Below are 11,690 nucleotides of genomic sequence, written 5' to 3'. Positions count from 1 at the left end.
TTTGCAATTTGGTCGCAAAGAGGTATACGTGCAGAATTTTATGCACGTAACTTGAGCGACCTTTTAAATCTCTCTGGATTTTATTAAAGGTCTTATCATTATTTTTCATATATGGACACGGAGTCAGTTCCATCATCTATTTCGTTTAGCTGAACAACAATTATCTCTTTTTCTGATGTAGGAATATTTTTCCCTACGTAGTCTGCACGGATCGGTAGTTCGCGGTGCCCTCTGTCAACCAGTACAGCTAATTGTATTTGTGATGGCCTTCCCAAATCCATCACAGCGTCCATTGCAGCACGCACAGTTCTTCCAGTATATAATACGTCATCAACTAAAATTACTTTCTTATTACTAATATCAACAGGTATATATGTGTTACGAATTTCAGGTTCATTTGAGTCCACTGCTTTTACTAAGTCATCTCGATATAGTGTGATGTCTAAGTCACCAATAGGTAATGATAACCCTTCAATTCTTTGAATTTTTTCTTGTAAACGATTTGCTAGTGGTATTCCCCTAGTTTTAATTCCTACAATAACTAGTTCCTCTCCACCTTTGTTTTTTTCTAAGATTTCATGAGCAATACGAGTAAGTGCTCGATTGATAGCTTGTTCATCTAGAATTTCCGTCTTTTTAAACATGGTTTACCCCCCAAACAAAAAACCCTTTTCTCCATGAGGAAAAAAGGGTTTTAAATACATGTATCCCGTATAAATAACCGTACCCTTTTTAGCCTCTCTGGACTGATTTAAAGGTTCTTATTCATTTGTTTTATTATTTCAAAATAAGTGGATTCTGTCAATACATTTGTTCTAACGTCCCCAATAATTCCTTAAAATAACTAGGTGCTTCCACTTCAAATCGAAGCCACTCCCCTGTTACCGGGTGAGTAAATCCTAATACTTTTGCATGAAGCGCTTGTCCATTTGTATCTAATGTTTTACGTGGACCATATTTTGGATCTCCAACAAGAGGGAAGCCAATATATCGCATATGAACACGAATTTGATGCGTTCTGCCTGTCTCTAGTCGACATTCAATATGGGTAAATTCCTTAAAACGATGTAAAACTTGAAAATGAGTTACTGCTTGTTTACCATTTTCAGCTATGCCCATTCTTTGTCTATCTTTTGTATCTCTTCCAATTGGAGCATCTACCATACCAGTATCATGATTGATAACTCCGTGAACAACAGCCTCATATTTTCTTTCAACATCTTTATTAGATAGTTGTTCAGCAAGGCCAGCATGTGCTTTGTCACTCTTTGCTACTACCAATAGCCCACTAGTGTCTTTATCGATTCGGTGGACAATCCCTGGACGCTCAACACCATTAATTCCTGATAAATCATCACAATGATATAAAAGTGCATTCACAAGTGTACCTGATTGATGCCCAGCAGACGGATGCACGACCATTCCCTTTGGTTTATTAACTACTAATAAATCTTTATCTTCAAATACAATATCTAAAGGAATATTTTCAGGTGTAATATCTAATGTTTCAATCTCTGGCGTTTCCCAAGAGATTACATCCTCAAGTTGACATTTATAATTAGCCTTCACAATCTCACCATTTACCTTCACAAGCTTCTTCGTTATCCAACCTTGGATTTGTGAGCGTGATTGATCAGGGTTTATATCAGATAACAGTTTATCAATCCGTATTTTGCTTTCATTTTCCGTAACAACATGTTGTAAGCTCATTTACGCTTTTCCCTTCTGTTTCTTTTCCTCGAATAGTGTTGCAATGATAACAAGGATAACACCTATTGTTAATGCTGAATCAGCAATATTAAAAATCGGGAATTCATAACCGAATATCGTAAAGTCGAAGAAATCTACTACTTCTTGATGGAATAATCGATCAATAAAGTTCCCAATCGCTCCTCCTAAAATAAGACTAAGTGCGGAAGCAAACAATATATTATCCTTACCATATTTATGTAAATAATAAATAATCCCGATAATTACAATGATGGTAATGACGTAAAAGAAACCCATCTTTCCTTCTAAGATTCCCCAAGCAGCACCACTATTACGATGTGAAGTAAGATTAAAAAAACCTTCAATTATTGGTATTCTTTCATATAACTCCATGTTTTTCACTACTAAGTATTTCGTAAACTGATCAATTGCTATTACAAAAATTGCTAAGAGATAATATCGATACATTTCTCGTGTCCTCCGATTTAAACTACTTTATCTACTTATAGATTAGAATAAAACCTTAGTTTATCTTATACTTTATTAGGCAAAAATTCAATGGTTTGTGAGTTGGATTGGATTTTCAAGTAGAGAATCTCGACGTTTTTCTATCTATTAAACAAAAGGGAGTACAAATCACGATGGATTTGTACTCCATAAATTATTAACTAAAAGCTTACGCGTGATAGTGTTTTTCAACTACATCTGCACAACGTGAACATAATGTTGGATGGTTTCCATTTTCCCCAACTGTTTCTGATGCAACCCAACAACGCTCACATGTGTCGCCAGGGTGTTTTTCGACAAGAACATCGACATAGCGATATTCTTTCGCATTAGCAGCACTTTCTGTAATATCTGCTTCTGACACGATAAGTAGTTGATGAACATGTTCAATAGATGATAATACTTCTTTTGTTTCATTATCCTTAGGAACTACTGTAATTTTAGCCTCTAATGATTTTCCAATTACCTTTTCATTACGGGCTTCTTCTAGTGCTTTTAGTACATCGCCACGGATGGACATAAAATGATTCCATTTATCTTCTAAACCAACAAAGCCTTTAATTTCTCTTGGTTCAGGAATGTCGGTAAGCTGTGGACTCTTAGCCTGAACACCAGGAATGTACTCCCAAACCTCATCCGCAGTATGAGGAATTATCGGTGTTAATAGTTGGACTAATGTTGTTAAAATTTCATAATAGCCTGTTTGAATACTACGACGACGGTGATTATCAGCAGCTTCAATATATAGAATATCCTTAGCAAAATCCAGATAGAATGAGCTTAAATCATCCGCACAGAAATTATGGATACGATGGAAAATTGGAGAAAACTCATATTTCTCATAGCTTGCTCTAACTTCCTTTACTAGCCCTTGTAATCGATGTAACATGTAACGATCTACTTCTTCCATTTGTGCTTCCTGAATACGATCGGTTTCCGGATTAAAATCAGCAAGGTTTGCTAGCATGAAACGGAATGTGTTACGAATTTTACGATAGCTTTCCGATGTTTGTTTTAGAATGTCATCTGAGATACGTACATCCGCTTGATAATCTACAGAAGCAACCCATAAGCGTAGAATATCTGCACCTAACTGCTTCAATACTTTTGAAGGTAAAATAACATTACCAAGTGATTTACTCATTTTTCGGCCATTTCCATCTAGTGTAAAACCATGACTAACAATTGATTTATATGGTGCCTTACCGGTTACAGCAACAGCAGTTGAAAGTGAGGAGTTGAACCAACCACGATATTGGTCACTTCCTTCTAAATAAACATCTGCAGGTCTTCTATGATCCTTACGTGTTAATAATACCCCTGCATGTGATGAGCCTGAATCAAACCATACATCCATAATATCTGTTTCTTTCGTGTATTCACCATTTGGACTGTGCTCTGAAGTAAACCCATCTGGTAATAAATCTTTTGCTTCACGCTCAAACCATACATTCGAACCATGTTCTGCAAAAAGATTTGCTACATGCTCTACTGTTTCTTCTGTAATGATTGGCATTCCATTTTCACCATAGAATACTGGAATTGGTACACCCCATGTACGTTGACGAGAAATACACCAATCCTCACGATCACGAACCATATTATATAGTCTAGTTTCACCCCAGGAAGGATACCATTTAACTTGTTTAATCTCGTCTAAAATATCCTCACGGAAGTCTTTAATTGACGCAAACCATTGAGGAGTTGCACGAAAAATAGTTGGTTTTTTCGTTCTCCAATCGTGTGGATAAGAGTGAGTAATAAAGGTCATTTTTAATAATGCGCCTGCTTCTTCAAGCTTTTCTGTCACAACTTTATTAGCATCGTCATAGAACATACCTTCAAAACCTGGTGCTTCATTTGTAAATACACCTTTGCCATCAACTGGAGATAGAGCTTCAATACCATATTGCTTAGAAACGTAAAAGTCATCTTCCCCATGGCCAGGTGCAGTATGAACACATCCAGTTCCGGCATCAGTAGTTACATGCTCTCCTAGCATTACTAATGATTCACGATCATAGAAAGGATGTTTTGCAGTTGCACGCTCAAGTTCTTTACCCTTGAATGTTTTAACAACTAGTGGATTTTCCCATTCTAATTCTTTTGTGAGGTTCTCTAACAGTGCTTCTGCAACAACATATTTTTCATTTTTCACTTCAACTAAAACATAGTTAAAGTCAGGGTGTACACTAATTCCTAAGTTTGCTGGAATTGTCCAAGGTGTAGTTGTCCAAATTACTATTTTATCTCCTACATCCAATACGCCTTTCCCATCAACAACATTAAATGAAACATAAATAGATGCAGAACGCTTATCATAGTATTCAATTTCCGCTTCCGCTAATGCTGATTCAGAAGATGGTGACCAATAAACTGGCTTATACCCTTTATAAATATAGCCTTTCTTTGCCATTTCTCCGAACACACGAATCTGCTCTGCTTCGTAGTCTTTTGTAAGTGTGATATATGGATTATCCCAATCTCCACGTACACCTAATTGTTTAAATTGTGTACGTTGTCTATCCACTTGTGTCATAGCATACTCAGCACATAATTGTCTAAATTCAGCAACAGTTAACTCTTTACGATTAACTTTCTTGTTTTTTGTTAATGCTGCTTCAATTGGCAGACCATGTGTATCCCAACCAGGGATATATGGAGCATGGTATCCTGACATAGACCTGAACCTAGTGATAAAATCCTTTAAAATTTTGTTCATGGCATGGCCAATGTGAAGGTCTCCATTTGCATATGGTGGGCCATCATGAAGGATAAATAGAGGTCTACCTTCTGTTCTTTCTAAAGATTCTTCGTATAGATTTTCTTCTTCCCACCTCTTTTGTCGTTCTGGTTCTTTATTTGGTAAATTTCCTCGCATTGGAAATTCGGTCTTTGGCATCAGTAACGTTTCTTTATAGTCCACTACTATTTCCTCCTTATGTTTAACAATTCATTAATTATTTAGGCTGTAATCGATAATTAATTATAAACCGCGTTTGCAACCCTATTTATACACTTCGCTGTAATCGCGCTGCTAGTGAGCCTCCCTTAGCAGTCTAAGTGTACACTGGCTGCTCCAAGCTAAAACCTATTACTCATCTCATCAATAAGTAACTATTTGCAAAAAGCTCAAAATTTAGAAACAAAAAAAGCCTCTCAAATCCCAAAAAGGGACGAGAAGACTCGCGGTACCACCCTTATAAATTTGAAATAAATAACATTTCAAATTCACTCGATATTCGTAACGTGAATGGTCGTCCAATTCTACTTTGCTTTTCAAATTGGATACTCGAGAGTGATTTTCTAAAAACGTGCTGTACTAGGCTCCCACCAATCCCTAGTTCGCTAAACAAGCAACTTGTTTTTATACTTTCTCTGTCATCATATTTCTATAAATATTTACCTGTTCGTGTAAGCATTATATGTAAATTTTTATAAAAGGTCAAGATTTAAGAATCCTGATTAGCTAATTCTAGCTCTTTACCCATTTCAACTTCAAATAATTCTTCCCAATCATCTGTTCCAATCATATCAAGTTGCGCTTCTACTAACATCTTCAACCGGGTGCGGAATACTTTTGCTTGTTTCTTAAGTTCTTCTACCTCAATTGAAATTTTACGTGATTTACTTAATGCCTCATTAATGATTCGGTCTGCATTCTTTTCAGCCTCTTTGATAATAAGCTTTGATTCTTTGGAAGCATTCCCTTTTACTTCTTCTGCAGTTTCTTGAGCAATAAGAATGGATTTGTTCAATGTTTCCTCTATATTAGTAAAATGACTAAGTTTTTCATTCATTTGATCAATTTTCTCTTTTAATTCTTTCTTTTCTCGAATAACTATTTCATAATCTTTAATAACCTGATCTAAAAATTCATTAACCTCGTCTTCATCATATCCACGAAAACTTCTAGTAAATTCTTTATTATGAATATCTAATGGCGTTAATGGCATAGTTGTTACCTCCCTATAGAATTTTAATAAATAATAATAGTCCCTAATTAGTATACCAAGTAAATTCGACAAAAAGTATGTAATTCCTGCAATTTTAGATAATTCTTTTTGTAAAAGGTCAAATTGGTAAGCCATTTCGAACATACGTTAGCTTTCTTAGTGAAGCAATAATAACTTACTACTAAAAAACTTAAAAGAACGACTCTTTGATATACATTATATATCAAGAAACCGTTCTTTACTATACCTGTAATAGAGCAGTCGTTATTTTTATTTTTTCTTTTTTTGTTTGTCCATTAATTCCAATTAACTTACTTCTTCCTTTACCCCTTAAAGATAATAAGTCACCTTCTCGTAAAATAAACTTACTATCTTCGACAATACGATAGTTAACCTTAACCAGACCTTTTTGAATAAAACTTTGTGCATCTTTTCTTGAAATGGCGTATACTTCTTTCAAAATTGTATCTAGTCTTAAAGAAGAAACAATTTTTTCTGAATTAGTCCAAGTAGATTCTTGTTCAATCATATTAGAAAAGGCTTTTTCTTCAAAATTAATATTTGCCTTCTTGATTCCTGTCAAATTCATCAGGACAAAAGCAGAAATATCTTGATCAAGTAATATTTGTACTTTACCGTCACCAGCGAAAATATCCCCTAATTTCTTTCGTTTAATTCCTAAGGATAAAACAGAGCCTAACACATCTCGATGTGCAATTGAAATAAACTTTTCATGATAGGTCGCCTGTACTAAAGAAATATTAAAATCCTCATCCGAAATTTCTTCATAATATGGAGCAATTAATGCCCTTTTTCTCTCTGAATAGATTCCACCGCCAAATAGTCTCAGTTGAAGTTCTTCATTAGTTGTTCCGATTAGCATTTCAACGATTTGTTGTTCACGAGGATCAAGAAAATCTGTTAATTTAGATTGAAAAGAACGTTCAACCTGGTCTATCCACGACAAAACTTGATCAATGAAACCATGCTCTTCTTTACGAAAATGTTGATAAATATCCATTTAATCCAATCACCCAGCAATAAACCTAACAATTATATTATATAAGCCCCATATTCCTGTTCCAGCGAAACGTAACACAATAATTGCTACAATTGGTGAAAGGTCAATCATTCCAAGTGGTGGGATAATTTTACGAAATGGTTCTAAAAAAGGCTCATAAAGCTTCGTCATAACATTACCAAATGATGACTCACGAGCACCCGGAAACCATGACATAAAAATATAAATAATTAATCCAATAGAATAAATCTCTAAAGCTCTTGCCAAAATATCAAAAATAATATACAACATATACTAAATTACCATCCTTTATTTAAATCTTCTTCAAATGATTCTGATATGGAACCAGATACATCAACATTATCCGGTGCACAAAGGAAGGTTTGTGATCCTAAGCGCTGAATAATACCATCGACTGCATATACTGTGCCACTTAAAAAATCTACAATTCTCTTTGCTTCATATGGTTCCACTCGCTGAAGATTAATGACAACTGCCCGTTTATTTACAATATTATCTGCTATTTGTTGTGCCTCTTCAAATGTCCTTGGCTCACAAAGAACAACCTTAGATGAGGCTGTTTTTACACTTGTTAAATTGATAATATTATTATTTGTAGGTTTAATCTTATTACTTGGTGCCACTTCTTGTTCTTCTTCTACATACTCATATTCATCTTCATCTACAGCAAAAAGAGTTTTAATCTTGTTTTTTATACTCAATATTGTCACCTCACATATTTGACCCTACTAATTTTGAGCCGATTCTAATATGGGTTGCACCCTCTATAACGGCAATATCGAAATCATTACTCATTCCCATTGATAAAAATTCACATGGTGCTTGTTGATAATTTTCTTGTTTTACTTTGTCTCTTAATTCTCTCAGTTCGCGAAATACTTTATGTAATAACATTTTGTCAGCAGAGTGTGGTGCCATTGTCATTAGTCCAACAATACGTATATTTGTATAGTCAGCTAGTTTTTCAATAAACGGTATGACTTCCTCTGGCTGTATGCCGTGTTTAGATTCTTCGCCACTTACATTAACTTGCAAAAAACAATTAACAACAGCAGAAGCACGTTTGTTAATTTCCTTTGCTAATGACAGTCTGTCCAAAGAATGGATATAATCTACCTTATCGATAATATCTTTTACTTTCCTAGTTTGTAAGCTTCCAATAAAATGCCAGGAAACATGATTACCGAAATGATTATACTTTTCGATGAACCCCTCTTGTCGATTTTCGCCAAGATTCAATATACCAGCATTCACTGCCTCCTCGGTTCTATCTATTGTAACATATTTCGTAACAGCAATGATGGTAATATCATCTGGGTTTCGATTGCTCTTTCTACAAGCAACTTCAATCTCTGCTTTAATTTCTGCTAAGTTTTGTGAAACATCCATTACTGCTTTTTTCTCCTCCTTAAAAGTCAACCGCTATAGCCAATAAACCCTAACATCCGACCAGTTTTACCATTATCTCGTCGATGTGAAAAAAATAGGTTTTCATCTCTAAACGTGCAATAATTTGTTATATCTATATTACTACGAAATATACCTGATTGTACAAGGATTTCGACATTAAGTTGTTTTAAATCTAATAAATAATGCCCATCGCTCACAGATGTTAACACTCTATCTGCCAGTTCTTGTGGTATACGATTCTTTACATATTCATCTACCTCATAGTATTCGCATGAAATGCATGGTCCAATTGTAACAAGTACGTCGTTTTTGTTGCATCCTAATTCCAAAAATTTATTAGTCATTTCCTCAGCAATTCGCCCAACCGTACCTTTCCAACCTGCATGAGCTATACCTATATATTTGGTAACGGGATCAAAAAAGAATAAGGGTACACAATCAGCAAAAAATGCAGTACATAGAATAGCAGTCTCCCTTGTTATCAAACCATCTATCCCTTTTAAGGAGGATTCTACTGACCTTGCTCCTCTTCCAACATCTGTTGATTCCACTATATGAATAGAGTTATGGTGTACTTGTTCACCAGAAACCCATTGTTCTAAAGAAATATGTAATATCTTTGCTAACTTATTCCTATTTTCAATTGCGTTATCATAACTATCTGAAACATGCAGGCCAAAATTATTGGTGGAAAAGTATCCTTTACTAGTTCCCCCATTGCGAGATGTGAATCCTACCTTTAGGTTGGAGTCTATATTCATCCACTTTTTAATATATAACAATTGTTTTCCATCGTATTCAAATACGTCTTGCAAAATAATTCCTCCTACTAGTTATGGCTCCATTCATTCAATGTATAATTTAGGACCAGTTACATCTTTAACTAATATAACGTCAGAGCCAATTGTTACGATTTGCTCCCAATATATCATCAATTCATCAGACTTTCCAAAAAAACCACCTTTTTTATCTTTCGTGTAAATCACTAAGGCAATTATTCTTCCACGGTCTGGATCAATTTCTAAATCTGATATATGACCTAATCTACTTCCATTGTTGATTACAATAACCTCTTTAACTTGAAGATCAGATAATTTTATCATCACGGCTCACCTACCCTTACTAGTGATGTATATGCATGGGTTACTTAATTCATTCTGAGCTCGATTATGATTCTACCATGACTTGTAAAATTAAAAGTGGAGCCTGTTATGAAATGTTATTCATAACAGGCTCCTCACAATCAAACTTAATCTTTTCTACGTATTTCCCTCAGGGCTTCTCGTTTTTCATCCAAAGCCATTTTCCTTGCTATCCTCGGTGCATTCCACAATGGAGGTAGTAATAAAAATGAAACTGGAACCGCAGTAATAACAATGGAATTTTGAATGGAAGAGATACTATCGCCCATTGGTAGTATCATTACCGTTGTTAATCCAAAAATCATTGCCCAAAAGACTCTTAACCAGCGTTTTGGATTATCATTCCCTGTTAAAGTTGCTGCAACAGTGTATGACATTGTATCAACTGTTGTAACAACAAATATAATAGCAACAATCAAAAATCCTAGTCCAAACATTGTTCCTAAAGGTAGTTGATCTGTTATTGCCATCACAGCCGCTTCCATACCACCATCATTTAATGCGTTGGAGACAGATCCTGGATTTTCCTTTTCAAAAAACACTCCTGTACCACCAACAATGGAGAACCAAAAATTATTAACAATAGGGGCAACGATAGATACAGCAATTACTAATTCCCGAATTGTTCTTCCTCGGGAAATCCTGCTTAAAAATACGATTAACATTGGTGCATAGCCGATAAACCACCCCCAGAAGAATATTGTCCAGGAACCTAGCCAACCACCATCGCCACGATATAAACTCATCGTAAAGAAATTTTGCAAATGTACCCCTGTTCCACCAACAAAAACATCTATGATAAACATTGTTGGTCCTAAAAGGAGGACCATAACTGCCAGGAAAATCGTAAAGATTACATTATAGCGGCTTAAGGTCAATATCCCACGATCTACACCTGTCGCTGCAGATATAGCAGCAATAATTGCTAGAATAATTACTACAATAATGCTTACTGTCAATGTATTCGGCCAACCAAATAGATGGTTAAATCCATAAGCAATCTGTAACCCTAAAAATCCAAGTGGTCCCAATGTCCCAGCAACAGTCGCAATTATTGAAAAGGTATCTACAGAGGTACCAACAATACTTCTATGATAAATCTTGTCTCCAAAAATTGGATATAATAACCCCCTAGGCCTTAAAGGGAGTTTTTTATTATAATGCACATACATCATAACTATTGTAGCCAATGTTCCTAAAATTGCCCACGCCGTAAATCCCCAATGCATGAAAGACTGGGCAAAGGCTGCAAATATATTATTAAATTCCCCTCCACCATATGAAGGTGGTGTATTCATATAATGATACATCGGTTCTGAGGCAGCCCAGAAAACACCGCCACTTGCCAGCAATGTCACTAAAATCATAGCTATCCAGCGAAAATAACTATAAATTGGTTTATCTAGATTCCCCAATTTCACCCTGCCATACTTGGAAAATGCCAGTCCTAGCCCAACTAAAAAGTTACCTAACAACAGAAGCTGCCAATAGGCCCCAAATAAATTTGCTGAGTGGTCAAACAAAAATGTAATTGTTTTCCCTACTCCTTCGCTGTTAATAACGGATAACACTATAAATACAATCAAAAAACCACCACTTGCAATAAATACAGGCCAATCCAAATGTTTCTTTTTGTTAACTCCCACGCTTTTCCTCCTGAATAGTTAGAAGCAAGTGTCTAAAATATAAATGAATATGCCATTAAAGACCGTTGGGTAGGTAGTGATTATTATATCTATTTCATCTTAATAACCATTGACGAAACCACCGGCTTGCTCAAATTTAAAAATACGATTTATAATTATATAGTTAATAAAGCAGTATGTAAACTTTCGAAAAATTCATGGTTTATTAAGAAATCACATTATCTATCACTATTTTTTTCATATTCAGCCGTATTATTCTATATTTTGTATAATGCCT

At 35.2% G+C, this 11,690-nt stretch carries 12 protein-coding genes and 1 other annotated feature; all 12 genes read right to left on the bottom strand.

The features are described 5' to 3' along the window. Positions 1-98: 98 nt before the first annotated feature. Positions 99-644, bottom strand: coding sequence for a bifunctional pyr operon transcriptional regulator/uracil phosphoribosyltransferase PyrR (gene pyrR, locus K332_RS0102700; RefSeq protein WP_026906046.1), 546 nt, complete (start codon positions 642-644; stop codon positions 99-101). A gap of 157 nt (positions 645-801) precedes the next feature. Next, positions 802-1,710 (bottom strand): RluA family pseudouridine synthase, encoded by a 909-nt coding sequence (locus K332_RS0102695; protein ID WP_026906045.1) that lies wholly within the window; start codon positions 1,708-1,710, stop codon positions 802-804. Continuing rightward, positions 1,711-2,178: a signal peptidase II gene (gene lspA, locus K332_RS0102690; RefSeq protein WP_026906044.1), complete on the bottom strand. Its 468-nt coding sequence runs from the start codon at positions 2,176-2,178 to the stop codon at positions 1,711-1,713. It lies immediately after the preceding gene. Positions 2,179-2,386: 208 nt separating this feature from the next. After that, positions 2,387-5,143: an isoleucine--tRNA ligase gene (gene ileS / locus K332_RS0102685; protein ID WP_026906043.1), complete on the bottom strand. Its 2,757-nt coding sequence runs from the start codon at positions 5,141-5,143 to the stop codon at positions 2,387-2,389. Between the two features lie 243 nt (positions 5,144-5,386). After that, positions 5,387-5,611 (bottom strand) — a binding site (T-box leader). Positions 5,612-5,669: 58 nt separating this feature from the next. Further along, a complete protein-coding gene (locus K332_RS0102680; RefSeq protein ID WP_026906042.1) occupies positions 5,670-6,173 on the bottom strand; it encodes a DivIVA domain-containing protein in 504 nt (167 codons plus the stop codon). A 241-nt stretch (positions 6,174-6,414) separates the two neighbouring features. Beyond that, positions 6,415-7,194, bottom strand: a complete 780-nt coding sequence (locus tag K332_RS0102675; protein WP_026906041.1) for a YlmH family RNA-binding protein — start codon at positions 7,192-7,194, stop codon at positions 6,415-6,417. Between the two features lie 9 nt (positions 7,195-7,203). Then, positions 7,204-7,485: a YggT family protein gene (locus K332_RS0102670; RefSeq protein WP_036687866.1), complete on the bottom strand. Its 282-nt coding sequence runs from the start codon at positions 7,483-7,485 to the stop codon at positions 7,204-7,206. Positions 7,486-7,493: 8 nt separating this feature from the next. Continuing rightward, on the bottom strand, positions 7,494-7,916 hold the full coding sequence (locus tag K332_RS0102665) for a cell division protein SepF (protein WP_026906039.1): 423 nt from the start codon (positions 7,914-7,916) through the stop codon (positions 7,494-7,496). Positions 7,917-7,926: 10 nt separating this feature from the next. After that, the gene (locus K332_RS0102660; protein WP_026906038.1) at positions 7,927-8,604 is read right to left on the bottom strand and encodes a YggS family pyridoxal phosphate-dependent enzyme; all 678 of its coding nucleotides are present in this window, start codon (positions 8,602-8,604) and stop codon (positions 7,927-7,929) included. A 26-nt stretch (positions 8,605-8,630) separates the two neighbouring features. Beyond that, complete coding sequence (gene pgeF / locus K332_RS0102655; RefSeq protein ID WP_026906037.1) at positions 8,631-9,440, bottom strand: peptidoglycan editing factor PgeF; 810 nt, start codon at positions 9,438-9,440, stop codon at positions 8,631-8,633. 30 nt (positions 9,441-9,470) lie between these two features. After that, positions 9,471-9,728 (bottom strand): YlmC/YmxH family sporulation protein, encoded by a 258-nt coding sequence (locus K332_RS0102650; protein WP_026906036.1) that lies wholly within the window; start codon positions 9,726-9,728, stop codon positions 9,471-9,473. Positions 9,729-9,874: 146 nt separating this feature from the next. Further along, positions 9,875-11,413 carry a BCCT family transporter gene (locus tag K332_RS0102645; protein ID WP_026906035.1) on the bottom strand — a complete coding sequence of 513 codons (1,539 nt, stop codon included), beginning with the start codon at positions 11,411-11,413 and terminating at the stop codon, positions 9,875-9,877. Positions 11,414-11,690 lie beyond the last annotated feature (277 nt).

This window comes from Paucisalibacillus globulus DSM 18846 (genome assembly GCF_000482485.1).
In the GTDB taxonomy this organism is placed as follows: Bacteria; Bacillota; Bacilli; order Bacillales; family Amphibacillaceae; genus Ornithinibacillus; species Ornithinibacillus globulus.
This window is presented reverse-complemented; position numbering and strand designations above follow the sequence as displayed.

What these genes read in the sequence shown, in the direction of transcription:
- pyrR (WP_026906046.1), bottom strand. Translation starts at nt 644, where the DNA reads ATGTTTAAAAAGACGGAAATTCTAGATGAACAAGCTATCAATCGAGCA.
- K332_RS0102695 (WP_026906045.1), bottom strand. Translation starts at nt 1,710, where the DNA reads ATGAGCTTACAACATGTTGTTACGGAAAATGAAAGCAAAATACGGATT.
- lspA (WP_026906044.1), bottom strand. Translation starts at nt 2,178, where the DNA reads ATGTATCGATATTATCTCTTAGCAATTTTTGTAATAGCAATTGATCAG.
- K332_RS0102680 (WP_026906042.1), bottom strand. Translation starts at nt 6,173, where the DNA reads ATGCCATTAACGCCATTAGATATTCATAATAAAGAATTTACTAGAAGT.
- K332_RS0102675 (WP_026906041.1), bottom strand. Translation starts at nt 7,194, where the DNA reads ATGGATATTTATCAACATTTTCGTAAAGAAGAGCATGGTTTCATTGAT.
- K332_RS0102670 (WP_036687866.1), bottom strand. Translation starts at nt 7,485, where the DNA reads ATGTTGTATATTATTTTTGATATTTTGGCAAGAGCTTTAGAGATTTAT.
- K332_RS0102660 (WP_026906038.1), bottom strand. Translation starts at nt 8,604, where the DNA reads ATGGATGTTTCACAAAACTTAGCAGAAATTAAAGCAGAGATTGAAGTT.
- K332_RS0102650 (WP_026906036.1), bottom strand. Translation starts at nt 9,728, where the DNA reads ATGATAAAATTATCTGATCTTCAAGTTAAAGAGGTTATTGTAATCAAC.